This window comes from Micrococcoides hystricis (genome assembly GCF_042434215.1).
Taxonomy (GTDB): Bacteria; Actinomycetota; Actinomycetes; order Actinomycetales; family Micrococcaceae; genus Micrococcoides; species Micrococcoides hystricis.
In genome coordinates this window covers 112,721-138,295 of the sequence record NZ_JBHLUB010000001.1, presented here as the reverse complement: position 1 = coordinate 138,295, position 25,575 = coordinate 112,721, and the positions used below count along the sequence as shown (strand labels likewise).

Below are 25,575 nucleotides of genomic sequence, written 5' to 3'. Positions count from 1 at the left end.
GGCCACGTGGCGTACGTGGGGTGAATCTTTAGAATAACAGCGCCGGGGCAGCTGGTGCTCGATGCACTCAGTCTGCCCCGGCGTGTTTACCGTGTGCTTAGCGCAGCCTGTGCGCTGACTGGCTGGTTTTTATTACTTGGTGGCCAGCTGACGCAGCACGTACTGCAGGATACCGCCGTTGCGGTAGTAGTCTGCTTCACCTGGGGTGTCGATGCGTAGGACGGCATCGAATTCGGTGACCTTGCCGTCTGCGGCTTCAGCCTTGACCTTCACGGTGGCCGGGGTGCGGCCCTCGTTCAGTTCGGTGACGCCGGTGACGGAGAAGGTTTCTTCACCGCTTAACCCGAGGGTGTCAGCGGACTCACCTTCTGGGAACTGCAGTGGCAGCACGCCCATACCGATCAGGTTGGAGCGGTGGATACGCTCGTAGGATTCGGCGATTACGGCGCGCACACCGAGCAGCTTGGTGCCCTTGGCAGCCCAGTCACGGGAGGAACCGGAGCCGTATTCCTTACCGGCCAGCACCACCAGTGGGGTGCCCGCTTCCTGGTAGTTCATGGCTGCGTCGTAGATGGTGGACTGTGGGCCACCTTCTTGGGTGAAGTCGCGGGTGTAGCCACCTTCGACACCGTCCAGCAGCTGGTTGCGCAGGCGGATGTTGGCGAAGGTACCGCGAATCATGACTTCGTGGTTACCACGGCGGGAACCGTAGGAGTTGAAGTCCTTGCGGTCCACACCGTTCTCCAGCAGGTACTTACCGGCTGGGGAGTCGGACTTGAAGGAGCCGGCTGGGGAAATGTGGTCGGTGGTGACCGAGTCGCCCAGTTTCGCTAGGACGCGTGCACCCTCAATGTCGGTGACCGGGACGGTCTCCAAGGTCATACCTTCGAAGTATGGGGGGCGGCGCACGTAGGTGGACTCGGCATCCCAAGCGAAGGTGTCACCTTCTGGGGTGTCCAGTGCCTGCCAGCGCTCATCACCGTCGAAGATGGTGGAGTACGAGGAGGTGAACATCTCGGTATCGATCGAGTTGTCGATGATTTCCTGAACCTCGGTTGGGTCCGGCCAGATGTCCTGCAGGAACACGTCGTTGCCGTCAGCGTCGGTGCCCAGTGGCTGGTTCTCGAAGTCGAAGTCCATGGAACCGGCCAGTGCGTAAGCGATGACCAGTGGCGGGGAGGCCAAGTAGTTCATCTTCACGTCTGGGTTGATACGGCCTTCGAAGTTACGGTTACCGGAGAGCACCGAGGTGACGGACAGGTCGTGTTCGTTGATCGCGTCGGAAATTTCTGACTCCAGCGGACCGGAGTTACCGATGCAGGTGGTGCAACCGTAGCCGACGATGAAGAAGCCAAGTTCTTCCAGCGATGGGATCAGGCCGGACTTCTCGTAGTAGTCCGTGACGACCTTCGAGCCTGGGGCGATGGAGGTCTTCACCCATGGCTTCGCCTTCAGGCCCTTCGCGGCGGCGTTGCGTGCTAGCACACCGGCAGCCATCATGACTGATGGGTTGGAGGTGTTGGTGCAGGAGGTGATCGATGCGATCGAGACTGCGCCGTGGTCCAGTTCGAACTGACGGCCATCAGCCATCTTCACGTCGACGGCCTTAGATGGACGGCCCACGGATAGGGCGTCCTCGTCACCTGCGGCGTAGTTGTGGATGTCCTTGCGGAACTGTTCCTTCGCTTCGGTCAGCTCGATGCGGTCCTGTGGACGCTTCGGACCGGAAATCGAAGGCACAACGGTGGACAGATCCAGCTCGAGGTATTCGGAGAACTTGATCTCGCGGGATGGGTCATGCCAGAGACCCTGTTCCTTGGTGTAGGCCTCCACCAGAGCGATGTTCTCTTCGGAGCGGCCGGTCAGGCGCAGGTAATCCAGAGTGACTTCATCGATCGGGAACATGGCTGCGGTGGAACCGAACTCTGGGGACATGTTACCGATGGTGGCGCGGTTGGCCAGTGGCACGGAGGAGACACCGTCGCCGTAGAATTCAACGAACTTGCCGACTACACCGTGGTCGCGCAGCATCTCGGTGATGGTCAGCACCACGTCGGTTGCGGTGGCACCGGCAGGGATCTCGCCAGTCAGCTTGAAGCCGACCACGCGTGGGATCAGCATGGACACCGGCTGGCCGAGCATGGCGGCTTCAGCTTCAATACCGCCAACGCCCCAGCCGAGCACGCCCAGACCGTTAACCATGGTGGTGTGGGAGTCGGTACCGACACAGGAGTCTGGGTAGGCACGGTTTACGCCGTCGACCTCGCGGGTCATGACGGTGCGGGCCAAGTATTCGATGTTGACCTGATGGACAATACCCATGCCCGGTGGGACGACCTTGAAGTCGTCGAAGGCGCCCTGGCCCCAGCGCAGGAACTGGTAGCGTTCCCCGTTGCGCTCGTATTCGATTTCCATGTTGCGTTCGATCGCATCGGCGGTACCGAAGGCGTCGATCTGCACGGAGTGGTCAATGACCAGTTCAGCAGGAGCCAGTGGGTTGACCCGCTTCGGATCGCCACCCAAGTCCTTGATAGCTTCGCGCATGGTCGCCAAGTCAACAACACATGGCACACCGGTAAAGTCCTGCATGATGACTCGTGCAGGAGTGAACTGGATTTCGGTGTTGGGTTGGGCCGATGGGTCCCAATCGGCCAGAGCCTGGATCTGCTCCTTGGTCACGTTGGCACCATCTTCGGTACGCAACAGGTTTTCTAGCAGAACCTTCAGGCTGTAAGGGAGGTTTTCAGAACCTTCAACCTTGTTTAGTCGGTAAATTTCGTATTCAGCACCATTGACGTCTAGGACACCTTTAGCACCGAAGCTGTCCACATTACTCACGCAGGACTCCTCTTCGTTTCCAGATTTGTCTGGTAACCCGCCTCCGCGCTCACTTCCTTAGGCAGCACGAATGGCGAGCTCTCAGGCTCAGTCTATCGTTTTGCGCTGGTCGATACCGTCAGTTACGTCACCGGCCAACATGAGCTACACCACTTTCCGCGTAAACAGGCTGACCGATTCCATGTGGTGCGTGTTCGGGTACATGTCGAAGACACGTACTTCCTCCAAGCTGTAGCCGGCTTGGACGAGGTCAGCCGCATCCCGGGCGAACGAGGCCGGATCGCAGGAAACATAACAAATCTTGGGGATGTCTTTGGCAACCAAGGCCGCGATCACCTCTGGGCCGGCACCGGCACGCGGTGGATCCAACACGATTGCGTCCCAGCTGGTTTTGGCCCGTTTCAGGAAGGTTTCCACCATTGCGCGTGTCACCTGCACCTGTGGTTGGTGCGCGAAGTTGGTGGCGGCGTCGGCAGAAGTAATCGGGGACGCTTCTACCGAATCAACTCGTCCCGTCTCACCCACCGCGGTGGCTAGCACGGCCGTAAAAAGCCCGGCCCCGGCGTACAGGTCGGCGACGTGTTGCCCGGCTTCTGGTTGCAGCATTTCGAGCATTGCCGTGGCAAGGGTGGCCGGGGCGTTGCGGTGGATTTGCCAGAACCCGTCGGCGGAGACCTGCCACGAGTAGTCGGTGCCGTCGATGGTCGCAGTTTCGGTCAGGGCCGTGTTCTCGGTGAGGGTGAGCAGCTGACGGCGGGAAGGATGTTTCGGGTCAGACACCATCAGCAATGCCACATTGAGGTTGGGCAGCTCGGACAAGACCGGGTGCAGCTGTTCGGCGTAGCTGTCCAACTGTTGTTTGACGACCTCGGTGGTGGAGCGGGTGATCCGGTGCAACCATTCCAGCACCACCAGGTTCTCCCCTTCGGCGCTCGTGGCGGCATGGATTCGCTGGGCGCCACGCAGCGGCAGGGTCCACAGTTTCAGCTCGTTGATGCGGGGATGTGCCAGCGGAAAGTTTTTGACGGCGCTGATCCGGTTCGAGCGGTGCGGGTGCATCCCCATCACACCGGTGGGGCCAATCGCGAAGGATGAGCGGGTCCGCCACCCCAGGCCCTGCGGGTCTTCGTCGGGAAGCTCCTCCACGTAGGCTTCAACTTGGAGTTTGCCGATCCGGTTCAGGGTGTCACGGAAAACCTGGTTTTTCAGGCGGCGTTGATGCGGCAAGTGAATATGACCGTATTCGGCCCCGCCAACCGGGAGGTTGCGTGCCGCGTGCGTCTTCAGCGAATCGGCCGCCAACCAGAAGTGGGTGCGCCGGTGTTCGGAGGCACGGTGGACTTGAATGACGTCACCGCGCCAGAACCGTGATTTCTCCCCGGCGTCGGTCAGCGCAACCGTGACCACCTCACCCGGAATACCGTGCCGGACGAAAATAACCCGTCCTTCATGCCGAGCAACGCAATGACCGCCGTGAGCCATCGGGCCTAGTTCTACTCGGACCCGAGGAAGGTTATTTTCACTCACGACAGGAATCACTCACGTTCACGCTGGTTTTTGATCGGTGCTGCTTCGCTGATCCTATCGGAGGAATCCAGCTGCCACGGAACTGACACCACCATCACGTTACGTTCGAACAGCAAGGCTGTCTTAATCCGCCACGCTGTCTTGTTGTGTAGTAGGGCACGGAACCGAGAGCCGACCACGAATTCAGGGATATAGACCACGGTGAGTTCTCGAGCCGAACGCAGGCGTTTAGAGCGCAAGTGCGAGATCACCGGGTTGACCAATTCGCGGTACGGAGAGGCAATGATGGTCAAGGGCACCGCGATCTTGTGTTCTGCCCACGCCTTTTCAATGCTTGCCGTCTGCTCTTGGTCAGTATCGATCAGGACCGCCTCCAGTGTGGAAGGTCGGGCCGCCCGGGCGTAGGAGATGGCACGCATGGTGGGCTTATTGACGGCGGAGATCAGGATGACCCCGTGCACCCGGGCCGGGAGCGCCTTCTGCTCCCCCACGCTGACGGCAAGCTCCGCGGCTGTCGCCCGGTAGTGACGGTTGATCAGCCCCATGAGCAGCACCAGCAACATGCCGGCCAGCACGATGATCCAGGCGCCGTACACAAAACGGGTGAGCACCACAGCCAGCACTACCGCGGCAGCCGCGAGGAAACCGACAAAGTTGATCGCTCGCGAGCGCATGATTTTGCCGCGGACTCGGCGCCCCGCGCTCTGACCGAGTCTCCGGTTCCAGTGCACCACCATGGCCCACTGAGACAGGGTGAAAGCCACGAACACGCCAACCACGTACAGCTGGACCAAGATGGCAACATTCGCGACCGTCACCAGCACCAACAGTGCGGTGGCTGCGGCTAACCACAGGACCGAGTGGGTGTAGGACAGCCGGTCGCCGCGGTGCGCCCACTGTTCGGGAAGGAACCGGTCCTTAGCCAACTGGGAGGCCAGCGACGGGAAAGAGTTGAAAGCGGAGTTCGCGGCGAACACCAGCACCGCAATCACCAGTGCGCCTAGCACGTAACTCACGATCGAGCCCGGCCCGAAGATGGTGCTGCTGAGTTGGGCCAACACGGGCGGCTGTTGCTCGGCGTGTCCGTAGTGCAGGCGGATGCCGGTCCGCTGGGTCAGCGATAGAACCCCCAGCGTCAGCAAAGCCGCTACCAGACCCACGATCACCAAGATGATGCCGGCGTTACGGCCGCGCGGTTTGGTCAACAGGTGGGCGTTGGACGCCGGCACTTCAATACCGGTGGCCATTGCCGCGCCGGTGGAGAAAGCCCGGACCACCAGCAAGGCGCCGAGCATCCCGTGCAAACCGTTCGCGAATTCCGGAGCCGGTTCGATGGGCTGTTGGGCAGATTCGGCAAGAGCGAGGGTGCCCGTGGCGTACTGCACCATGCCTACCACCAAGAGCGCAACCATGCCCAGCAGGAACAGGTAGGTAATAGCCGCGACTTTGGTTCGTCCCCGCCCAACCCCGCGGATATTAGCTAGTGTCAAAACAGCCAACAGGCCTAGCGTCAATGCCAGTCCCCACCCTTGAGTGCCCGGCAGCAGGACCATCAGGTAGTAGCTTGCGGCACTCAGGGACACGGCCGCGGTCAAGACGAAGTCCAACAGTAGTGCGGCCCCCACAAAAAGTCCTGGCCGCCGCCCCAAGGTGCGGAACACCAACTGGTAGTCCCCGCCTTCGGGGAAGGCGATCAGACGTTGCCGGTAGGACCAAACCAAGATGAGGATCAAGACCACCAGCGCGATACCGACTTGGGGTCCCAGGGTCAACGCGGAGGCGCCGGCCAAAGCCAGCATCAGGATGATTTCATCGGGTGCGTAGGCCACCGAGGAGAATGCGTTGGCGCCCAAGACTGGGAGCCCTACGGCCTTGCCGAAGCGTTGCTTGGCCAAGAGCTGGGTGTCGTAGGGAGTGCCGACCAGAAGCCGGCGCAGTTTCTTCGAAAGTGAAGCCACGGATTAAACCTATGCCTCGATGGTGTCGGTTCGCTAATAGACTAATGATTATGGCGCATTTTGTGATTCTCGGTTGTGGCCGCGTCGGCGCGGCGTTAGCAACCACATTAGAAGGTTCTGGCCACTCGGTGGCGGTGATCGATCAGAACGAGCAGGCCTTCCACAAACTTGGTCGAAGCTTTCAAGGCACGCGCATTGAAGGGGTCGGCTTTGATAAAGATGTGCTGATCAAGGCCCGGATCCGCGAAGCTTACGCATTCGCGGCCGTCTCCAACGGGGACAACACCAACATCATTGCGGCCCGGGTGGCCCGAGAAATGTTCAAGGTGCCCCATGTGGTGGCCCGCATCTACGATCCAGGGCGGGCTGAAATCTATCAGCGGCTCGGCATCTCCACGGTGGCCGCGGTGCGCTGGACCACCGACCAAGTGCTGCGCCGCATCCTGCCCGAACAAGGCATCGCCGGTGACTATCGGGATGCCTCCGGTCGGCTGATCTTGGCAGAAATCGATGTGCACCCCTCGTGGGTGGGCGAGAAGATCATTGATCTAGAGGCCGAGGCGGGAATCCGAGCCGCCTATCTGACACGGTTCGGTGAGGGTGTGTTGGTTCGTGCTGACACCCGGTTGCAGCAGGGCGACATCCTGCACGCCATGGTTCCGATCGCGACGATGGCCGATGTGGACCGGTTGCTCTCCAGCGATCGTGGGAGCCAGCCCAAAGACGAGCACACCGCCTCGAGCGCGAACAAGCTGAGCCGTTATGACGGCGCCAATCAGCCCTTCCAGTGGGAGCAGGAGTAAAGCACACCATGCGTGTAGTCATCGCCGGAGCAGGCAGCGTCGGAGCATCCATTGCCAAGGAACTCATTGCGCACGAACACCAGGTGCTCCTGATCGATCAAAAATCCGAGGCCGTCGGGCGGGCAGGGCTGCAAGGGGCCAAGTGGCTGCTGGGGGATGCTTGTGAGCTCTCGGTCTTGCAAGAAGCCGATTTAGAAAGCGCCGATGTTGTTGTCTCCGCCACCGGGGACGACAAGGCCAACCTCGTGGTGTCGCTGCTTGCCAAGAGCGAGTTCGGGGTCGCCCGGACCGTGTCCCGCGTGAATAATCCTCGCAATGACTGGCTTTTCAACGACGCGTGGGGCGTGGATATTTCCGTCAACACACCCCGGTTGATGACCGCACTGGTGGAAGAGGCCGTGGAAGTCGGAGATGTTGTCCGGCTGCTCACCTTGCGCACCGGCAAGACCGCCATGGCGGCTTTCACGGTGCCGGTCGATCATGCCGTCGTGGGCCAGACCATCGGTGCCATCGACTGGCCGATGGGCACGGTACCGGTCGCGGTGGTCCGGGACGGTCTACCGCTGACGCCCAGCCAAGAGGACACCTTAGAAGGCGAGGATGAGGTCTTCTTCTTGACTAGTGCACAGGGCGAGATTGAGCTACGTCAGCTTCTTGTTCGCTCGGCTGACGAGTAATCAGCCACGCCACCCAGAGCGCGGCCGCGTATAACGGCACTCCCATCAGCAGCCGGCTGATGCCCAGCGCCTCCACATCATTTGCCGCGTACAACGGTACTTGCACCAGCAGTCGCACCAGCGGGACCGCCATCACCAAGAGTGTTGCGAGAGCATAGCGTCGCCGGCGCCGCCGATTCTGCTGCCAATCGGTACCTTCTTGGCGTAAGAATCCGTACATCAAACCGATGATCGGCCAACGAATAAGCACAGACAGCAGCATCCCAGCGGCGTAAGCGGCATTGGTGTACAATCCCGGCAAATAATAGTCGCGGGCCTGGCCGGTGGTCCCAGACACCAGAGCACAGATCGCAACGCCGACCACGCCGGCGATGACCTGCATCATGGTGCCCCCGGCGATCTTACGCGCGATTGCGGCGAGCACAGCCACCGCCATGGCGCAGATCAGGGCCCACGACAGTTCCGAGCTGAGAATGAACACCACCAAGAACACCGTGGCCGGCAAGAAGGACTCGATGATGCCGCGCCAACCACCTACGGAGGCTAGTACATCCAGCTGACCGTCCTCGGTGCGGGCGAGCTTGCCGCCAACGGCTGCGGAGAGGGACTCCGCTTGGGAATTTTTCTCAGGGGTATTCATGAGGGCAGAATTTCGTAGCGCGGGTTGTGAATGGTCGGCTCCCCTTCGCGCGGGGCCACCATACCTTCGAACAGCAAGGTGGTGCCGGGACGGACACCGGCCACCGTGTCTTGGCCCAGCCAACGAAGCGTCACGTAGACGGCCGCCTCATGATCCTGCGGGTCCGGTGCACGGACACCGATGCGGGCGGTGAAGATGGGAAGCGCGTCGGCAGCCGGTGTGGTTATTTCCAGCACATAGCCGCGGCACTGCACCCGGCCCTTGGTGGGCAGATCCGTGAGTTCGGTCAGCTCTGTCCGCGGCGCGTTAGCCCGCAGCTCCGGGAGAGCCGCAGTTGGCGGGTTGAGCTCGACGGCAGGTTCGTCAGCGGCTGGGGTGAAACGCATCAGGCTTGGACGGTGGGCTGGCCAGGTAAGTCCGTCGGTGCGGATAGCGGCAGTAAGTCTCGTGGTGGCATCGGGTCGGTGCCACGATCAACCACGACCCGGGACAGGTAATCTTCCACGATCGCGGTTTCCGCGTTCTCCATGGCGGCCTGCCCAGCGACGACCGCACGCAAAAACCAGCGGTTCCCGTCGATTCCGATGAACCGTGCAACCCGCCAACCTGGTGAACCATCCGGCATGGAGGCTGGCACACGGGCCAAGAGTTCTTCGCCCCAACGGCCGTCTTTCTTGGCGACCTCCGCCTCTTGCTGGTGGAGCGATTTGATGAGCTGTTCGCTGATCTCCGACCACAGACCGGCCCGTTTCGGGGCGGCGAAGGGCTGCAGTTGGAGTGAGGATTGGCCCAGCACCACGGTGACAGCGATGACCTGATTGGTGTTCTCGGAAACCTCGATCTGCAGGTTCATGCCGTCTTGGACGGGCAGACGAAGTGAGCCCAAATCGAGGTAGCCCTCAAGATCCGGCTTCTCACTGAGATCAAACGGGCCTTCAGCATCCTCTTCGGGGCTATCCACCAGCTCGTCTTCGTCTTCGAACGGAGACTCAACGTGGGAGATGTTTTGATTCTGATTTCGGCCGAACAGTCGCATGGCTCTACCCTACCGTTTTGTCCGAGGTTCCGAATCCGCCGGAGGAGCCAAACCCGGTGGCCCCGCGATCGGAGTCCGGAAGCTGGTCGACTTCCACAAATGATGCTTCAACAACGGGCTGGATCACTAATTGGGCGATCCGGTCGCCCCGCTTCAACGTCACCGACTCTTCCGGGTCGGTGTTGATGAGCATCACTTTCAACTCACCCCGGTAGCCAGCATCGATGGTGCCCGGGGTGTTCACGATCGAGATACCGTGCTTCAGCGCCAGACCCGAGCGCGGGTGTACCAGGCCCACATAACCGTGCGGCAGCGCGATCGCCACCCCGGTGGGGACTAGGGCGCGCTGTCCCGGTGCCAAGCTGACATCTTCAGCGGCGTAGAGATCGGCGCCTGCGTCGCCGTGCTTGGCGTATCGGGGTGTGGGCAAGTCCTGATCTAGCTTCTGTAACTGCACGGGGATCTGGGCCCCGGCGGTGAATTCACTCACGGTGTTGTCCTTCATGTGTTGATTTGGCTCGTTAGCTCCAAGTGAGATGATAGAGCCATGACTTCTGCCGACTCCCCTGCCGCACCAGTGAACGGTGTGAGCAATGAAATTCTTTTCCAAGAAAAGTTGTGGCCTTCTTGGTGGCTGTGGCTGACCGCAGCCGGCGCCGTCGCCGCAAGCGCCTTGGTGATGATCCCCATGGGCGTTGTCACCACCATCATTGGTTGTATCGTGGTCGCAGCCATCCTTGCCCTGCTGCTGTATTTCGCCGGACCGACGCTGACCGTCACAAGCCAGTATTTCACCGCCGGTCGCGCCACCATCGAACGGAAATTCCTGGGTGAAGCGCAAGCCTTCGAAAAAGATGAGGCTTTCGCCCAACGCGGACCGAAACTACACGGGCTCGCCTACATGTGTATGCGCGGCTGGGTTGACCCCGTCGTGACGGTGCCGGTGCTGGATCCGGAAGACCAGACCCCCTACTGGATTGTTTCTTCGCGCAAACCGGCCGAACTGGTCGCGGCGTTGAACCGCCGCTAACTGGGCCGATACGAAAAAGCAGCCGTTCACACCAACGGCTGCTTTTTTGTGCGGGAAAACTTTTTAGCCTTCACAGTCACGGCAATACAACATGCCGTCCTCTTCCAAGGCCACCTGGGAGCGGTGCCGGACCAAGAAGCAAGAAGCGCAGGTAAATTCGTCGTCCTGCGCGGGCAGCACAGTCACCTGCAGCTCTTCGTTGGACAGATCGGCACCGGGAAGTTCAAACCCCTCGGCGGCTTCGGCCTCATCTTCGTCAACCACGGCAGACTGAGAATCGGAACGCCGATTCTTCAGCTCCTCAATTGACTCCTCGCTGACGTCATCCTCGTTCTTGCGAGGCGCATCGTAATCAGTGGCCATAACTATCTCTTCACACTCCGTACGGGATGGACTAACACCACCACAAACCAGCAACTGTTACCGATTTATTCCCAATCGAACAGAACTCTCGTTGCTGATGGTTCGCACAGATTTTTTCTTATTTCTGTCTAATTTCCAAATCGAGTCAAACAGATGCTGGTTTTTTGCCGCCACACCGCAGCATATCTCGCCACAAATGCACATTTCATGGCAGAGTCAACATACGGATCATTGTTGCTTCGGAGGAAGTGTATGCAGCAGCTAAAGCTTGTTGGACCGCAGGACGGACACACCAATCTCATCCTGGAAGCCCCCGATGGGACCCAATTCCTGCTGCCCGCTGATGCCGAGCTGCTCACCGCCGCCCAACAGGCCCAAGTGCCACCTCCCCCACCGGCCAAAGTGCCGACCGAGCACATCCCGGAAGAACTCACCCCGCGCCAAATCCAGACACGCATTCGTGAAGGTGCCAGCGTCGACGATCTCGTCTACGCCTCCAATATGGGCGAACAAGCCATCCTGCGCTACGCGCAACCCGTTCTCGACGAGCGCGCCTACATGGTGCAGCTTGCCCAGCGGGTCCAAGTAGCCGACGAACAGCCAGACGCCCACCGCTACCCCAGCTACCACTCCGAGCCAGCCACCTTGCTGGACATGTTGAACTACCAGCTGCGTTCCCTGCAGATCCCGCTGGACTCGGTTCAGTGGGATGCTTGGCGTGATCCTCACGGCACCTGGCAAATCAAAGCCAGCTTTGATCGGCCAAGTCAGTCGTACCTCTTCGCGGACGAAGAGCCCGAGGCGCGCTGGTACTTTGAACCGGCCGCCAAGCAGCTGGAGAACGCGAACCAGTGGGCCCGTGTGCTGTCCGAAGACGAGCCACTCGATACGCCGGTGGCCGGGCACCGGTTGAGCGCGGTCAGCGATGCAGATGTCCAGGCTGGTGTGGCCAACCCGCACGAAGACCACGACGGACTCTTGGATTTGCTTCGGGAGCGACGCGGAACCCGGCTTGGTTCGGACGAAGAGTCCGATGACGAACTAGCCGGCTATATTGCCCGCGGTTTCGACCCTATGGATGAGGACGAGGAAAACGAGGACACTTTCGGGCTGCCCCGTCCGGAAGAGAGCAACATCGGTGTCAGCCGTGGTCTTGTCCGCCACATCGATTTTGGTAATTACGACCAGCCGGAGCAGGACGATGTGCCCGCTCCGGTCCCGGCCGCCAAGAAGCACGGTGAGGTCCGTGGCCAGACCGATGCGTTGCAGGCGGTCGCCGACCACGAAGCTGAGCAGCGGCAAGCTGAACTCGACAAACAGGCCCATCAGCAGGAATCTGCTGACAGCCCGGCCAACGATTCCGCCACCGCGGACGCGGACCAGGAGTCGCAGCAGGACAAACCGGCAAAGAAGAAACCAAAACGTTCCTCGGTCCCATCCTGGGATGAAATCGTGTTTGGGACCCGCGGCGAATAACCGCCGCTTGTCTTTGACCTAGTTCAACCGGTACAGCGGGACTTCTCGCTCCACCGGTGTCAGTGAGCCATGCTGACCCACCATCCCGAGCGCCCGCTCGCCCACCCGTGGGGTGTCAAAGAACGCGATCGGCTCCCGGGCCGCGATGAGCAATTCCCCCAGTCTGGCTTGATGCTTGGGCGGCACCTCACCGAACCAGCCTTCGCTGAGCATCTGCTCCTTGGTGACGACCCACGCGTGCTTGCCCCAGCGGTCAGCAAGTTTGGCGTGCAGCGCTGCGGGATCCACGTCCGGTTTGAGGAAGAGTTGCAAGAAGCGAGGATCCCCGGCCGTGGTGTGCAGTTGATCGGTCAGCCAAGACTCTTCGGCCAAGTCGATCCGGCCGGATTCCGGTACGTCCAGCATCCCGTGATCAGCAGTCAAATAAACGGTGGTCTTGGCCCCCGCTTTAGTCTTGTTCAGGCCCGTGATGAATTTCCGGACCCACAAATCGATTTCCTCGGCGGCTTCTCGCCACTGCGTTGAATCCACTCCGTACCGGTGCCCGGCCACATCGGTTTCGTCAAAGTACAAGTACACCAGCTGGTTCCCGGGTTCGTTCAACGCCTCGATAGCTGCCCGCACCCGGGCCGGCATTGTGTTGGCCCCGCGGTAGTCGCTGCTATGGAGCGAGGCACGCGTCAGCCCGGAGTCAGCGAAGCGCGGCATGGATACGGTAACGGGACTGACGTGGGTGGGAAGTAACTGTTCGAAGACAGTTGGTGCAGGCTGCCAGCTGGCAATATCGAGCGTGGGGTCCCACCCGGAGAGCATGTTGTTGACGGTGTCCCGATCCGGGTCGTAAACGTCGTACCCGAGCACCCCGTGGGTTCCCGGCGGCACTCCTGTTCCAAGGGTGGTCAGTGAACATGCGGTGGTCGTTGGGTAGGCTGCAACAATGTGGCGTTGCTCTGCCTTGGAAATGAAAGGCAGATAGCCCCGGTGTTTTTTCACCAGCCGGTGGCCGAGTCCGTCCACCATGATGATGCAGTATTTGGATGAGCTGGGCAGCCCCAGCGTGTTGGGTAAGCCCGTCACCCCCATCGCGGCGGCAGCGGAGGGCATGAGGTCGGCAAGGTTGCGGGAACCGTACTCCGGTCCGGCCGGAAGTGGCTGTGTCATCTAGGCGTTGGCTTTCAGCCACGCGGTGCGCAGCGTTTGACCGAAGGACAGTGCCTTTTGCACGGCCATGGCCCCGCTGGCTTTCTCCGCAACCCGGATCAGCAGGTCTTCTGGGAACTGGTTACCGGTCAAGCCGTGCTCAATATCGCAGTTCGGGTCCCCGCAGGAAGCCGGGCCAACGTCGATGCGCATGTTCTGGCCCCACGCTACGGCTAGTTCGACCTCTTGGACGTGGTCAGGGTGGAAACCGTGTTCGGGTTTGGCATGGGAAGTGGACAGGACGACCGAGCGGACCCGTTTCAACGGGACAACTTCGGTAGCGATCCGGGCGCTGGCCTCATCCGAATCTTCATCGGCAGAGCCATCCAAGTGGGCCACCACGAACCAGGCGTCGGTGACCATGAGGACGGTGATGTGGCGGTGCATCTGCTCCATGTCGAAGTGCATATCGACATTGACGAGGAATTCGAGTGGCTCTACATCCCCCAACGCCTGCTGCAAGGTTTGATTCACCAAGTCCGGGTAGAACCCGGCCCGCTCCACTGCGTCCATCAGGCGCGTACGTGGTTGGGTGGAATCAGTCATAGTGCGCTCACATTACCCATCTGTTTGTTGGTTAGTTACTCAAGGCACGGCGTGCCGAATCGGTGCGTTGTTCCGCGTTAGCTACGTGAATCTCTGCAGCTAAAACGGTAGCAGAATCAGCTGCGGCCAGCAGTGGGGACAGTTTCAGCTTCACGACCTGTGGGAAGTCGTCTTTGAGCAGCCCGATCCGGTTCAGCACGTCTTTGACGGCTTCTGCATCCACGGGCGGCATCTGCTGGTACCCGAACAGTTTGGCTGAGGCTTTCGGTGTCCGGATCATCTGGTCCAGATCCAATTGGGTCAGCGGTGGGCTGGCGTGCGCCCAGTCATTGAGCAAGTCAACAGCGTCACCTGCGACTCCAAAGGACAGCACCGGGCCGTGGAGCGGATCCTCAATGGCGCGCACGGCACAGCCTTGACCGGCCGCGACCATGGACTGCACTTCCAAACCCGGTGAGCCGTAGGCTTCCAACAGGGCGCGCATCTGCGTGATGTTGGCCCGCAGGCTGGCCTCGTCTGGGATATTGAGTCGTACTCCGCCGAGATCCAGCCGGTGGCGCAGGTAGGAGTCGGTGGCTTTGAGCGCCACGGGCCACCCGAGTTCTTCGGCTGCTGCGACGGCTTCCTCCGGGGTTTCGAACGGGATGGTTTCTAGGAGGTGGACCCCGTAGCTGGCTAGCAATGCTGCGGTGTCTTTCTCCGAAAGTTTCTTCAGTTCCCCGCCCGGAACTTCGGCCACAGCGGCCGCCACAATTTCGGCTGCGCGATCCTGATCGATGTCTTCGGGACGGTGCACTTCACTTACGTCTTGGTTCAGCCAGTCCCGGTAGCGTGCCAGCAATGCCAGCGCTTTCAAGGCCCTGGCCGGGTTGGAGTAGCAGGGCACCCCTGCTTGCAGGTCTCCAGCTTCTTGTACTTCACCGGCGTGGGCAATGGAGTTCAGTTCGATGTCTTCATCTAAGACGCCGGAGATCGTCACCAAAACTGGTTTGTCCGTTGTGGCAGCCAGGTTAGCGATGTCTTCTAAACATTCGTCCAGTCCTTGGTTCAACCCGGCTTGCGGTACCACGAGCAGCGCATCCACTTTCGGTGAGGCTATCGCATCCGCTAACGCGGCCCGCATCGACTCCCGTGCTGCCGGCAGGTCCTGATCCAAGTTGACTGCGTCGATGATCAGGGTGGGATCTAAGCGCAGCTGGTCCGCGGTGTCTGCGGAGACCTGCGCCAAGGCCGGCGAATTAGAGATGATGCCCACCCGGGAACCGGCCGGCACATTCTGGGTGGATACCAGACGGCAGACGTCCATCATTTCGTCATGGTTTCGCGCTTGGGTGACCCCGGCTTGAGCCAAGAGGGCACGGGTTGCTTCCGGGGAAGCTTGGGTGGTGCGAACTTGGTGTCCGGCTGGGATCCGCCGGCCGGTCATGTCTGACTTCGTCACGATGACAGGTTTGGTGCGGGAGAGCCGGCGCGCGATCCGAACAAATTTACGTGGGTTGCCGAAGCTCTCCAGGTAGAGGGCGACTGCGCGGGTATTGGGGTCGTCTTCCCAGTACTGCATCATGTCGTTACCGGAAACATCGGCACGGTTGCCGGCCGAAAGGACAGAGGAGAATCCAATGTCTTGACGGACCGCGGAGGCGAACAACGCAATGGTGATCGCCGCGGACTGGGTGAACAGTCCTAGGCTGCCGCGCAGGGGCAACGTCGGAGATGGCGACGCGTTCAGGCTAATCTCGGGGTCAGTGTTAATGATTCCTGCGGAAGCCGGGCCCACGACCCGCATGCCCCACCGGCGGGCCTGCCGAACGATGCTGCGTTGGACCTCCATGCCGTTGCCGTACTCGAACCCGGCGGTGATGATGAGCAGACCCTTGACCCCGGCTTTGCCGCATTCTTCCACGACTTCGGGTAGCCGGTCTTTGGGTACGGCGACCACAGCCAACTCGATGGGTTCTTTACTTTCAGAGACTCCAGCGAAGCTGACAGTCCCACCGACTTCGAAGGCTTCCGGGTTGATGCCCACGACGTGTCCGTTGAACCCGTTTTCGACGAGGGATTCCAGGAGTCGGTGTCCGACTTTGCCCCAATAGCGGGAGGCCCCAATGACGGCCACCGATCTGGGGTTGACGATTTCAGCGATCGATTTGGCTTCGGCCCGGTGTTCGCGGGATTCCATGACGGCGCGCGAGCGCTCGGTCGGATCAATGGAGAACTCAACGACCACGACACCGTCGTCGAAGCGACGGGAGATGTCGAACCCGGATTCTTGAAAGACCACGAGCATGGTCCGGTTTTCCGGAAGGACCTCCGCGGAGAAGCGCCGGATGCCGCGCTCGCGGGCAGCGGCGGCCAAGTGTTCAATGAGAATGGAGCCGAGTCCGCGCCCTTGATGCGCGTCGGCGATCATGAACGCGACTTCCGCCTCCAACGGGTCATCCAACCGATCGTAACGGCCAATGCCGGCGATGTCGTCACCGATGGTAATGACAAATGCCACCCGGTCTCGGTAATCCACGTGGGTGAAGCGTTCCAGTTCGGCGTCGCTGAGGGAAGCTTTGTAGGTGAAGAAACGTAAGTAGATGGAGGTCTCAGATTGGCCTTGATGCATCCGCTGCAGCGCCTCGGCATCGGCCGGGCTCACCGGCCGCAAATGGGCTGTGGCTCCGTCCCGTAGCACTACGTCGGCTTCCCAGTGGCTCGGGTAATCCGCAGTTTCGTTCTGTTTCACCATAGAATAAAGCCTAGAGCCTATTTCTGTTGCTGTGGGAGTTGGCTCGGTTACATTTCTTTTTGCTGCCAGGAGGGTACGCCCGTTTATGTCCCGTGACCAGGACAGTCTGCAGGATGCCGACTTCACCGAGAACATCATCGACATTGACGTCGCCTCGGAAATGGAAGGTTCCTTCCTCGAATACGCGTACTCGGTCATCTACTCCCGGGCCCTGCCCGATGCCCGTGACGGTCTCAAACCGGTCCAACGCCGCATCCTGTACATGATGGCCCAGATGGGGCTGCGCCCCGAACGTGGACACGTCAAGTCCTCCCGGGTGGTCGGCGAAGTTATGGGTAAGCTTCACCCGCATGGCGATTCGGCCATCTACGACGCGATGGTCCGTCTGGCCCAAAGCTTCTCACTGCGACTGCCGCTCGTGGATGGGCACGGTAACTTCGGTTCCCTCGATGACGGTCCCGCCGCGTCCCGGTACACCGAAGCCAAGCTCGCCCCGGCCGCGCTGGCGATGACCACCAACCTCGATGAAGACGTGGTGGATTTTGTCCCGAACTACGACAACTCCCAGCAACAACCGGAGGTGCTGCCGGCCGCCTTCCCCAATCTGCTGGTCAATGGGGCCTCCGGCATCGCGGTCGGTATGGCCACGAACATGGCACCCCACAACCTTGTCGAAGTCGTGGGTGCTACCAAGCATCTGATTCAAAACCCGGATGCCGAACTCTCCGAGCTGATGAAGTTCATCCCGGGCCCTGATCTGCCCTCCGGGGGAATCATTGCCGGTACCAAGGGCATCAAGGATGCTTACAAGACAGGTCGAGGCATCTTCAAGACCCGGGCCAAAGTCGCTTTGGAAAAAGTTTCCGCCCGCAAAACTGCTCTTGTCGTTACCGAGCTACCGTACTTGGTCGGGCCGGAGAAGGTCATTGACCGTATCAAGGCTGGGGTCACCGCCAAGAAGCTGTCCGGGATCGCGAACGTCATCGATCTGACGGACCGGAAGAACGGGCTGAAGCTCGTGATCGAGCTCAAGAGCGGCTTCAACCCCAATTCGGTGCTGGCGGCCCTGTACAAGCACACCCCGATGGAAGAGTCCTTCGGGATCAACAACGTTGCCTTGGTCAACGGCCAGCCACTGACCTTGGGGCTGAAAGAGATGCTGGAGGTCTATGTTGACCACCGGCTGAACGTGGTGCGCCGACGTACCGAGCACCGGTTAGCCAAACGGCGCGAACGACTCCACCTTGTTGAGGGCTTGCTCATCGCGATCCTGAACATTGATGAGGTCATCCAGATCATCCGTGGCGCCGATCAAGCCTCCCAGGCACGCGAACGACTGATGCTGGCCTTCGACTTGACGGAGACCCAGGCGAACCACATCCTTGAACTGCGCTTGCGACAGCTCACCAAGTACTCGCGGATCGAGCTCGAGGCCGAACAAGATGAACTCAAGGCCGCTATTGCCGAGCTGGAAGCCATTTTGGCCTCCGACCGGCTGCTGCGGGAGCTTGTCTGCGCGGAACTGGACGAAGTCGTAGAGAAGTTCGGTGATGAACGACGCACCGTACTGCAACGTTCCGAAGACCTCGCTCCCCTTGCTGGTACCACCCCGGCGGCACCGCAAAAGAGTGCCGGTAAAGCCACCGGCGCCTTGCAGATTGCCGACGACCCTTGCTTCGTGGTGCTGACCAAGACTGGTTTGATCGTTCGAACAGCAAACCGTTCGACCGAGTTCACCCAGCCACGGCGGTACAAGCACGACTTGATCGCCGCGGTCATCCCGACCTCGGCTCGCTCCGAAGTGGGTGCACTACTCACGGACGGGACCATGCTGCGCGTGCCAGTCATTGACCTTCCTGTCACCGCGATCACCGATCATGCCCCACGTTTCCAAGATGCGGTCAACGCCAATGACTTCATCGGACTGGCGAAGAACGAGACGTTGTTGACGTTGGTGCCGCTGGATCAGGTGCTGGCCATGGGTACGACTTCCGGGGTAGTCAAGCGCCTGAGCCCGGACTACCCATTGAATCGGGATCGTTGGGAGGCCATTACGCTGAAGGGCGCGGACACCCTCGTGGGCGCCGCTGCTTGCCCAGACGATGCGGAGCTCGTCTTCATCACCCGTAATGCCCAGCTGCTGCGGACCGAAGCTGAGAAGATCCGGCCGCAAGGCCGCACCGCCGGTGGCGTCGCCGGGATGCGCGTCGCAGAAAGCGATGAGGTCATTCACTTCGGCGTGGTCACTGCCGCGGAGCGCGCCGTTGGAGCTCGCGTGGTGACCATCACAAACCCGGTATCCGGGGACGCTACCCACGGGACGGTCAAGATCACCGATCTGAATGACTTCCCGCTTCGTGGCCGAGCCACGGCGGGGATTCGCGCGCACCGCTTCTTGAAAGGTGAGGACAGACTCGCCCTAGCGGGCACTGGCGCCACCACCATGCTGGGCTCTACCAAAGCCGGTGTCGCACGCACCCTGCCGTTAGAGTTGGCCGGCCGCGATGCCTCCGGTATTCCGCTCAGCCACAAGATTGACCTGTTGGCAGGCACCGTTGTCGCCCCGGCGGCAACCGCCAAAGACGGCAAGAGTGCCGGCGAGCAAGGCACGCTCGAGTTCTAAAGCTGCACGTGGCGGTCCGCTTGGGCCACGTAATCCATTTGGTGCGTCACGATGACCAGTGAGCGCTCGCGTTTGAGCTCGTGCAAATCTGCCACTAGCTCGGCGGCTTCGTCTTCCCCGAGGTGGGCCGTCGGTTCGTCCAGGAGCAACACATCGGCGTCTGCCAGCAGCGCACGGGCAAGAGCCAAGCGCTGCCGTTGACCACCCGAGAGGTACGCCCCGCCCGCCCCGATAGAGGTGTCCAAACCCTCGCTCGTGGTAGCGAACCACGGACCGAGACCAACCTGTTCCAAAACTGCGATCATCTGTTCCTGTGAAGGGGCCTCGTCTCGGTCTCGCGCCAACGCCAGGTTGCCGGCCAACGTTGAGTTGAACAGGTAGGCCTCTTGCGGGCACCACGCAATTCTCTCGAATGCTTGGGCCAATTCGAGCTGATCAGTGCCAGCGGTGGTCTTGATGAGATAACGTCCGGCGGCCGGGGGCAGGAACCCCAAAAGAACGGCGAGCAACGTTGACTTTCCGCTGCCGGATGGCCCGGTAACGACCGTCAGCTCCCCGGCTTCTACGGAGAAGTCTAGATCGGCAAAGACCGGTTCGACGGTGCCCGGGTATTGGGCTGCTACCGACTGAGTCTGCAGTCCAGATACGAGCACGTCTGCACTTACCGGGTGCTGGAGAAGTTCTGTATGGCCTGTGACGACGCTCGGATCCTTCTCTTCTAGGAGCGGGGCGAGCTTCTGCAACTGGACCGCCAAAACTGATGCCTCGTGAGTTGCTTCCACGGTTTGGCCAAATGGTTCGGCCAACGACAACAGCAGGAATCCGAGAAGGGCCACCATGGGTGCCTCAAGTCCTGCTTCGAGAGCCATGAGAACACTGATGATTGCCGTTGCGGCGGTGATGAAAACGGCGCTGCCTTGACCTATTCCGGCGAAGAGAGCTCGTCGTTTCAGGTGGCGTTGCTGCGCGGCCTCAGCCTGTGCGAAGCGTTCCAACAGTGGTTCTGCGAGGCCATTGGCGTGGACTTCGGCAGCACCACCGAGCAGCTGCGAAGATTCGGCCACCAACCAGCTGCGGTGTTCGGCAAGTTTGCGTTGGGTGCCACGTTCAATCCACCAAATCAGCAACGGCACCAAGAACAGTCCGATCAGCCCGGCCATGGCCACGATCGGAACCAGCTCTGGCAGAATCAAACCCAGCAGAATCGTGGTGATGACCCAGGCGATCACGGCGGCAGGAATCGGCACCACGACACGAGGTAGTGCGTCGCGCAATTCGTCAACGTCTGCGATCAGCAAGTTCAGCGACCCGCCACGACGGGTCAGGGTCGGCCAAAAACGAATGTTTGTTGCCAACGCATTCCACAAAGTCAGGCGCAAATCATTCGCCCAATCCAAAATGGCACGGTGGGTGGCTAGTCGTTCAGCGTACCGGAAAGCTGCCCGGCCGATGCCAAAGAAGCGCACACCCACGATGATGGCTAGCAAGTACAGCACCGGTGGTTGATACGACGCCTGAACAATCAGCCAACCGGAAAGGGCTGCCAGAGCTGCGGCTGCTAGTACCGTGATAGCGGCTAGCCCCACCCCGCCCAGGAACCGCCAGTTCCGCAGGGGCAGATACTTCAGCAGTCCCCACAACGACTGGGACGTACCGCTCGTTTCGACTTCCTTGCGGAGCGGTCGTGGCGTGCTCGTGCTGGTACCGTCATCTGCGATGTGCTGCAGGGCCGGGCAATCATGTTCTGATTCCACTCTCATCGCGGTCAACTTTCCTGCAGCATCGATATCCAGAAGCTGATCAGCCCGGGCATGGAGCTTCCGGTCGTGTGAGGCGGCGACAACGCTGATCATGGGGAACCGTTGGATGAGTCGCGTCAGACCAACGCGGATACGTTCTGCCGAGACTTCATCTAGGTGTGCGGTGGGCTCGTCCAAGAAGATACTGACGTTATGTCCCGCTTCCAACTGCGACAAGGCTCTAGCAATGACCCGGGCCAACGCGACCCGGCGTTGCTCCCCCGGGCTGAGCTGAGCTAGCTCGCGGTGGCGCAAATGCTCGGCCGAGCACAAGTTAAGCGCGTCGGTGATGTGGCTCTTCGCCATTGTTCCGGAGCCGGTGTACAACTGCATTTCGGCTGCAACCGTAGCCTCCGTGAAAACCGGGTGCTGGGACAGGTACAGCCGATCCTGCGGAAGTTGGACGGTGCGGGCAGAAAAATCGACAAGCTCGTCGCCGAGCACCCCGGCCAGCAACTTCAAGATTGTTGATTTACCAGTCCCGGAGGCACTGGCCAAGATGGTGAGCGCACCTGCCGGCGCTTGCAGATCGGCGTTACTCAGGACGGGTACGCTGGCACCGTGGTACTTCACGGTGAGACCGCTGAATCCAACCTCAGTGTTGGTGCTGTCTGGCTTCGTGCTTTGGAGTGTTTTCGGGCGCGGATCGTTGAGTTGGTCACGAATCCGTTTCAACGCCTCCAAGCCGTCCTCGCTGGCATGGTAGGCCGACCCAATGTCACGGAAGGGTAGATACACTTCAGCTGCCAGAACCAGCACCACGATCCCCGCGAAAAGGTCCATGTGACCGTATACCAGTCGCACACCGATGAATACAGCGATAACGGCGACGGACAGGGTCGCGATGAGTTCTAGTGCGAGCGCGGACATGAAAGCTGATCGTAGTGTCTTCATGGTGGCGGCCCGGTATCGCTCGGATACCCTGCGCAGAGCTTTGGCGTGTACCCCGGCACGGTGCAGTCCCACCAGTGCGGGTAGTCCCCGCGCCAGCTCGTAAAGATTTTGTGAGATGCGGGCTAGCCCCTCAGCGGCCTCATCAACCCGTTCCTCGGTATGCTGGCCGATTAAGATCATGAACAGCGGGATTAACGGGATCGTCAAAACCAGCACAAGAGCTGAGACCCAATCGGCCATGAGGATCCAGAAACCAAGAATGACCGGGATGATCGCTGCTGAGACGAGCGCGGGCCAGTACTTCTTGTAGTAGTCATCCAAGCCGTCTAGCCCACGCGTGATCAATACCGACTCGTCGCCAACCCGCTGAGGCAGACTGCCGGTGAGTCGGTGTTTCAGGATCCTGTAGCGGTAGTGCTCCTTCTCCCCTAACGCGATACGGTTGGCAACCACTTCAGTGCCCCACGCCGCCAAACCACGCAACCCGGCGCCAACCAGACCCAAGATCAGAGCCGTGTCAAGATTCGCGGTGGCGGGCAACTGTTGGAACGGCTCGATGTGTGGAGCTAGGAGCGCCTTTAAGCTTGGGACGTCCGTTTTGCCGGCCAAAGCGGCGAACGGCGTAATGGCTTCAGCTACCGCTTGGGCGATCAGAATCCAGCCGATGGCCTTGATAATGGCAAAGAGGGCAAAAATGCCGATCGCGCGGCGCCCGGCGGAACTTTCTGGTGGTTCCGGCGGGCTGACCGCGCGATTCTTAGGCTTAGGGTCTACGCTCACGTATCTATCCTAGAGCGGGACAACCTCATGTTGGTCGGGGATGTGGTGTTCGGCGATGCGCTTGGCAAAGACCTTGTAGGTCCACGCTTGGTAGGCCAAGACGATCGGAACAAAGATGGCGGCGACCCAAGCCATGACCGTCAACGTGTAGGTCGAGGATGAGGCGTTGGTGACGGTCAGGTTGTAGGCCTCATCGATGGTCGAAGGCAGCACGTTCGGGTACACGCTGGTGAAGATCGCAGAAGCGCCTGCGACCAAGAAGACCCCGAGCAAGACGAAGGTCCAACCTTCGCGCTTGCGGGCCGCGGCCAGCCACGAACCGAGAAGTGCCACAACCGCGATGATCAACGCCAGCCAGGCCCACAGCTTGTGCCCGTTGGCGAAGATCACTAGCAGAGCCCAGATGGCAAGCGGAGCGATGTACAGGGGCAGGAATTTGCGTAGCTGCAGGTTCGCTTCCACTCGGGAGGCCCCATCGGTTTTCAGGCCCAAGAAGGCCCACGCCTGGATGAGCGCGAAGCCGACCACGGCCAATCCGCCCAGTACCGCATAGCCGTTGAGCCAGACGAAGGCACCGCCGACGCGGTCGCCGTTGGCATCCAGTGGCAGACCAGTGGTGGTCAGCGCCAGCATGGCGCCTACGCAGAAAGCGGCTACGGCCGAGCCTCCGGCCATGGCCCAGTCCCAGGCATTACGCCCAGCTTGGGTCATCGCTTTGCCACGGTATTCGATGGATACGGCCCGCAAGATCAACGCCAGCAGTGCGATGGTCAGCGGGATGTACAGGGCGGCGAACAGGGAGGCGTACCACAGTGGGAACGCTGCGAAAGTCGCACCACCGGCGGTCAGCAGCCAGACTTCATTACCGTCCCATACCGGACCAATGGTGTTCAGCAGCTGGCGGCGCTGTGACTCGTTCCGAGCCCAGAGTTTCATGAGCATACCGACGCCCAAGTCAAATCCCTCGAGGAAGAGGTATCCGATCCACAGCACGGCAATGAGGATAAACCACAGTGTTGGTAAGAATTCCATTGAGAGTCTTCCTTAGTTGCTTGCCGCGCCTAGTAGGCGAAGGCCAAAACGTCGTCACGATCCTTGCGGTCCTCATCATCGATGTCTTCATCCATGGTGAGTTCCGGCATGCCGGCGGGGACACCGCCACGAACATAGCGGGTCAACAGCAGTACTTCCACGACCAGCAAGACACCGTAAATACCGGTGAGCACGATCAGCGAGAAGAGGATTTCTCGCCCGTCAACACCCGGGGAGACGGCCGCTGCCGTGTACATGAAGATTTGGTCCATGCCATCCGGGTTCGGTGCCACCACGAAGGGCTGGCGACCCATTTCGGTGAAGATCCAGCCTGCGGTGTTAGCACCAAACGGCGCCCAAATGCTCAGCAGGGCCAAGTTCTTCAACCAGCGGGATTCCGGGACGGTACCTTTTCGGGTGATCCAGAGCGCAATCGCCGCAGCCAAGGCCGCCAAGCCACCGAAGGTGATCATCAGACGGAAGCCCCAATAGGTCACTTCCATGATGGGCAGGTAGTTGATTTCAGCTCCGGCACGCTCACCGTACATCGGGTCATCCGGCAAGTGGGGGCCGTACTTCTCCTGGTATTCCGGGATCAGCGTGTTGACACCCTTCACCTCGGTCTCAAAGTCACTGTAGGCCAGGTAAGACAGCAGGCCAGGAATCTCAAAGACACCGATGATGTCGTCACACGTGGTTGCCCCGCCACCACGCAGATCAGCGATGGAAAGAACGGAGAAGGCAGTACCGTCGTGGCAGGCCGCCTCAGCGGAAGCCATTTTCATCGGCTGCTGGTGAATCATCAGCTGTGCCTGCCAGTGCCCGGTGAAGGCGGTACCCAAGAATGCGACAAGGGCAATCCAACCGCCCCAGCGTAGCGAGGACAGCCAGACCTTGTGATCGACTTCGTCACGGCCTTTGGAACCGGTCGTACCCACGATGACGCGACCGTTTTCGTCGACTGAGTCAATGCCATCAACGCGGCGACGCCACAGGTGCCACCAAGCAATACCGACCAAGAAACCACCGGCAACAGCCAAGGCGCCGGCAATGGTGTGCGGGAAAGCCGCCCAGAGAGTGTCGTTGCCCAGCACGGCCCAAATATCGACCATGACGGGACGTCCGTCGATCATTTCGGTGCCGACCGGGTGCTGCATCCACGAGTTTGCGGCCAGAATAAAGAAAGCTGAGAAGACAGAGGCGATGACCGCGATCCAGAGTGCGGCTAAGTGGAGTCCTTTTCTGATCCTGCCCCAGCCGAAGATCCAAATACCCAAGAACGTTGACTCGGCGAAGAAGGCGATGAGGGCCTCCATGGCCAGTGGTGCGCCAAAGACGTCACCGACGAACCGGGAGTACTCGCTCCAGGCCATGCCGAATTGGAACTCTTGGACGATACCGGTGGCCACGCCCATGATGAAGTTGATCAGGAACAATTTCGCCCAGAATTTGGTCATTCTGAGATACTGTTCCTTGCCGGTGCGAACCCACATGGTCTGCAAGGTCGCAACAACGATCCCTAGACCAATCGTCAGCGGCACCATGAGGAAGTGGTAGACGGTTGTGATCCCAAATTGCCATCTGGCAAGTTCTAATGGGTCCATGGTTCCCTTTCTCAC

Annotated in this window: 19 protein-coding genes; 5 read left to right on the top strand and 14 right to left on the bottom strand. The window is 60.4% G+C overall.

Translation table 11 applies throughout. The annotated features are described in order from the left end of the window. Positions 1-132: 132 nt before the first annotated feature. From acnA to ACFFFR_RS00575, 3 genes are all read right to left on the bottom strand, one after another. A complete protein-coding gene (gene acnA / locus ACFFFR_RS00585) occupies positions 133-2,838 on the bottom strand; it encodes an aconitate hydratase AcnA (protein ID WP_377457282.1) in 2,706 nt (901 codons plus the stop codon). 144 nt (positions 2,839-2,982) lie between these two features. Next, positions 2,983-4,365 carry a class I SAM-dependent RNA methyltransferase gene (locus ACFFFR_RS00580; protein ID WP_377457280.1) on the bottom strand — a complete coding sequence of 461 codons (1,383 nt, stop codon included), beginning with the start codon at positions 4,363-4,365 and terminating at the stop codon, positions 2,983-2,985. An 8-nt stretch (positions 4,366-4,373) separates the two neighbouring features. Then, positions 4,374-6,323 (bottom strand): APC family permease, encoded by a 1,950-nt coding sequence (locus tag ACFFFR_RS00575; RefSeq protein WP_377457278.1) that lies wholly within the window; start codon positions 6,321-6,323, stop codon positions 4,374-4,376. 50 nt (positions 6,324-6,373) lie between these two features. Between ACFFFR_RS00575 and ACFFFR_RS00570 the strand changes: the two genes are divergently transcribed. Beyond that, positions 6,374-7,126, top strand: coding sequence for a potassium channel family protein (locus tag ACFFFR_RS00570; protein ID WP_377457277.1), 753 nt, complete (start codon positions 6,374-6,376; stop codon positions 7,124-7,126). A gap of 8 nt (positions 7,127-7,134) precedes the next feature. Further along, entirely contained in the window at positions 7,135-7,803 is a 669-nt protein-coding gene (locus ACFFFR_RS00565) for a potassium channel family protein (RefSeq protein ID WP_377457275.1), read from the top strand. On the opposite strand, the gene ACFFFR_RS00560 is transcribed toward ACFFFR_RS00565, so the two are convergent. Genes ACFFFR_RS00560 through dut form a run of 4 tightly spaced genes read right to left on the bottom strand, consistent with a single transcriptional unit; the run spans position 7,745 to position 9,984 of the window. Further along, positions 7,745-8,443 carry a DUF3159 domain-containing protein gene (locus ACFFFR_RS00560; RefSeq protein ID WP_377457274.1) on the bottom strand — a complete coding sequence of 233 codons (699 nt, stop codon included), beginning with the start codon at positions 8,441-8,443 and terminating at the stop codon, positions 7,745-7,747. The two genes, ACFFFR_RS00565 and ACFFFR_RS00560, sit on opposite strands and share 59 nt — an antisense overlap. Further along, positions 8,440-8,829: a single stranded DNA-binding domain-containing protein gene (locus ACFFFR_RS00555; protein WP_377457272.1), complete on the bottom strand. Its 390-nt coding sequence runs from the start codon at positions 8,827-8,829 to the stop codon at positions 8,440-8,442. The genes ACFFFR_RS00560 and ACFFFR_RS00555 overlap by 4 nt, the downstream gene beginning before the upstream one ends. Continuing rightward, positions 8,829-9,479, bottom strand: a complete 651-nt coding sequence (locus ACFFFR_RS00550) for a DUF3710 domain-containing protein (RefSeq protein ID WP_377457270.1) — start codon at positions 9,477-9,479, stop codon at positions 8,829-8,831. The genes ACFFFR_RS00555 and ACFFFR_RS00550 overlap by 1 nt, the downstream gene beginning before the upstream one ends. A 4-nt stretch (positions 9,480-9,483) precedes the next feature. Then, positions 9,484-9,984, bottom strand: a complete 501-nt coding sequence (dut, locus tag ACFFFR_RS00545) for a dUTP diphosphatase (protein WP_377457269.1) — start codon at positions 9,982-9,984, stop codon at positions 9,484-9,486. 42 nt (positions 9,985-10,026) lie between these two features. On the opposite strand from dut, the gene ACFFFR_RS00540 reads away from it, so the two are divergent. Then, positions 10,027-10,509, top strand: a complete 483-nt coding sequence (locus ACFFFR_RS00540; RefSeq protein WP_377457267.1) for a DUF3093 domain-containing protein — start codon at positions 10,027-10,029, stop codon at positions 10,507-10,509. 63 nt (positions 10,510-10,572) lie between these two features. Here the strand turns inward: ACFFFR_RS00540 and ACFFFR_RS00535 are convergent, their stop codons facing one another. Beyond that, the gene (locus tag ACFFFR_RS00535; RefSeq protein ID WP_377457265.1) at positions 10,573-10,872 is read right to left on the bottom strand and encodes a DUF4193 domain-containing protein; all 300 of its coding nucleotides are present in this window, start codon (positions 10,870-10,872) and stop codon (positions 10,573-10,575) included. A 252-nt stretch (positions 10,873-11,124) separates the two neighbouring features. On the opposite strand from ACFFFR_RS00535, the gene sepH reads away from it, so the two are divergent. After that, complete coding sequence (gene sepH, locus ACFFFR_RS00530; RefSeq protein WP_377457263.1) at positions 11,125-12,348, top strand: septation protein SepH; 1,224 nt, start codon at positions 11,125-11,127, stop codon at positions 12,346-12,348. A gap of 18 nt (positions 12,349-12,366) precedes the next feature. On the opposite strand, the gene ACFFFR_RS00525 is transcribed toward sepH, so the two are convergent. Genes ACFFFR_RS00525 through ACFFFR_RS00515 form a run of 3 tightly spaced genes read right to left on the bottom strand, consistent with a single transcriptional unit; the run spans position 12,367 to position 16,828 of the window. Next, a complete protein-coding gene (locus ACFFFR_RS00525; protein WP_377457261.1) occupies positions 12,367-13,509 on the bottom strand; it encodes an alkaline phosphatase family protein in 1,143 nt (380 codons plus the stop codon). Next, on the bottom strand, positions 13,510-14,094 hold the full coding sequence (locus ACFFFR_RS00520; protein WP_377457260.1) for a DUF5998 family protein: 585 nt from the start codon (positions 14,092-14,094) through the stop codon (positions 13,510-13,512). A gap of 31 nt (positions 14,095-14,125) precedes the next feature. Continuing rightward, a complete protein-coding gene (locus tag ACFFFR_RS00515; RefSeq protein ID WP_377457258.1) occupies positions 14,126-16,828 on the bottom strand; it encodes a bifunctional acetate--CoA ligase family protein/GNAT family N-acetyltransferase in 2,703 nt (900 codons plus the stop codon). Positions 16,829-16,913: 85 nt separating this feature from the next. Here ACFFFR_RS00515 and ACFFFR_RS00510 point away from each other — a divergent pair, with 85 nt between their 5' ends. Further along, on the top strand, positions 16,914-19,451 hold the full coding sequence (locus ACFFFR_RS00510) for a DNA gyrase/topoisomerase IV subunit A (protein WP_377457256.1): 2,538 nt from the start codon (positions 16,914-16,916) through the stop codon (positions 19,449-19,451). Here the strand turns inward: ACFFFR_RS00510 and cydC are convergent. From cydC to ACFFFR_RS00495, 3 genes are read right to left on the bottom strand one after another with little or no spacing between them, the layout of a single operon-like run. Continuing rightward, a complete protein-coding gene (cydC, locus tag ACFFFR_RS00505; protein ID WP_377457254.1) occupies positions 19,448-22,924 on the bottom strand; it encodes a thiol reductant ABC exporter subunit CydC in 3,477 nt (1,158 codons plus the stop codon). The genes ACFFFR_RS00510 and cydC overlap by 4 nt on opposite strands. Before the next feature lie 9 nt (positions 22,925-22,933). Further along, a complete protein-coding gene (gene cydB, locus ACFFFR_RS00500) occupies positions 22,934-23,956 on the bottom strand; it encodes a cytochrome d ubiquinol oxidase subunit II (protein WP_377457252.1) in 1,023 nt (340 codons plus the stop codon). 29 nt (positions 23,957-23,985) lie between these two features. Next, positions 23,986-25,560 carry a cytochrome ubiquinol oxidase subunit I gene (locus ACFFFR_RS00495; RefSeq protein ID WP_377457250.1) on the bottom strand — a complete coding sequence of 525 codons (1,575 nt, stop codon included), beginning with the start codon at positions 25,558-25,560 and terminating at the stop codon, positions 23,986-23,988. Between the last annotated feature and the right edge of the window lie 15 nt (positions 25,561-25,575).

Bases quoted from the DNA above. Each gene is read 5' to 3' on its own strand.
- sepH (WP_377457263.1), top strand. From the start codon at position 11,125: ATGCAGCAGCTAAAGCTTGTTGGACCGCAGGACGGACACACCAATCTC.
- ACFFFR_RS00560 (WP_377457274.1), bottom strand. From the start codon at position 8,443: ATGAATACCCCTGAGAAAAATTCCCAAGCGGAGTCCCTCTCCGCAGCC.
- ACFFFR_RS00565 (WP_377457275.1), top strand. From the start codon at position 7,135: ATGCGTGTAGTCATCGCCGGAGCAGGCAGCGTCGGAGCATCCATTGCC.
- ACFFFR_RS00495 (WP_377457250.1), bottom strand. From the start codon at position 25,560: ATGGACCCATTAGAACTTGCCAGATGGCAATTTGGGATCACAACCGTC.
- ACFFFR_RS00510 (WP_377457256.1), top strand. From the start codon at position 16,914: ATGTCCCGTGACCAGGACAGTCTGCAGGATGCCGACTTCACCGAGAAC.
- ACFFFR_RS00550 (WP_377457270.1), bottom strand. From the start codon at position 9,479: ATGCGACTGTTCGGCCGAAATCAGAATCAAAACATCTCCCACGTTGAG.
- ACFFFR_RS00535 (WP_377457265.1), bottom strand. From the start codon at position 10,872: ATGGCCACTGATTACGATGCGCCTCGCAAGAACGAGGATGACGTCAGC.
- ACFFFR_RS00520 (WP_377457260.1), bottom strand. From the start codon at position 14,094: ATGACTGATTCCACCCAACCACGTACGCGCCTGATGGACGCAGTGGAG.
- ACFFFR_RS00570 (WP_377457277.1), top strand. From the start codon at position 6,374: ATGGCGCATTTTGTGATTCTCGGTTGTGGCCGCGTCGGCGCGGCGTTA.
- ACFFFR_RS00525 (WP_377457261.1), bottom strand. From the start codon at position 13,509: ATGACACAGCCACTTCCGGCCGGACCGGAGTACGGTTCCCGCAACCTT.
- ACFFFR_RS00515 (WP_377457258.1), bottom strand. From the start codon at position 16,828: ATGGTGAAACAGAACGAAACTGCGGATTACCCGAGCCACTGGGAAGCC.
- cydB (WP_377457252.1), bottom strand. From the start codon at position 23,956: ATGGAATTCTTACCAACACTGTGGTTTATCCTCATTGCCGTGCTGTGG.
- dut (WP_377457269.1), bottom strand. From the start codon at position 9,984: ATGAAGGACAACACCGTGAGTGAATTCACCGCCGGGGCCCAGATCCCC.
- ACFFFR_RS00555 (WP_377457272.1), bottom strand. From the start codon at position 8,829: ATGCGTTTCACCCCAGCCGCTGACGAACCTGCCGTCGAGCTCAACCCG.
- ACFFFR_RS00540 (WP_377457267.1), top strand. From the start codon at position 10,027: ATGACTTCTGCCGACTCCCCTGCCGCACCAGTGAACGGTGTGAGCAAT.